Source organism: Mesorhizobium sp. M7A.F.Ca.US.006.01.1.1 (assembly GCF_003997935.1).
GTDB lineage: Bacteria > Pseudomonadota > Alphaproteobacteria > Rhizobiales > Rhizobiaceae > Mesorhizobium.
In genome coordinates this window covers 1-603 of record NZ_RZQL01000527.1, presented here as the reverse complement: position 1 = coordinate 603, position 603 = coordinate 1, and the positions used below count along the sequence as shown (strand labels likewise).

The 603-nt window shown below is 61.4% G+C and carries 1 protein-coding gene; it reads right to left on the bottom strand.

Translation table 11 applies throughout. The annotated features are described in order from the left end of the window. Nucleotides 1-467 (bottom strand): YcnI family protein (locus EN943_RS37325; protein ID WP_127416637.1); only part of this gene is annotated, 467 nt, incomplete at its 3' end. Nucleotides 468-603 lie beyond the last annotated feature (136 nt).

The window sequence follows — 603 nt, the reverse complement described above, 5'->3', positions numbered from 1 at the left end:
TCTTCATCCTGCCCCGCCGCTGGAATCTCGATCCAGCGATCGGCTGCACCGTCGCATTCCTGCACCACCGGGAAATAGAGTTTTTGACCGACGGGGAGATCCGCCGTCAGCGTCGCGCGGAAGACGAACTCGTCATAGAATTCATCGGGCAGGCTGCCGCCGCTCCAATCGACCTCCTTGACCCCGTCAGTAATCGCCTGACCATAGAGCTGGTAGGATTTGTCGTACTTGCCCTTCTTGGTCTGCAGCGTCCAGCCGGGCTTCGGCATCGGCTTCACCGCGATCACCCCTTCCGGAATCTGCACGCGCACGGCGGTCGCCTTGCCGTCGCAGCCATGCGGCACCCGCAAAACGGCCTTGTAGGTCGAGCCGACCGCCGCCTCCTGGGTTTCGAACGTGATGTGCGCGAAGGCGGCGCTGGTTCCGAGCGCGAGAAGTGCGCCGGCCGACAAAAGATATTTGTTCATGATGGTCCCTCGGATTTTCAAAATTTGTCGAACTGGCGCGGTCAATTGGCGTGATCGTCCATGGCGCCACCGCCCATGCCTTCGACAGCAAAATCGACGCTGACGGCGCCGGCCTTTTCGAAGGTCAGTGTGGCGG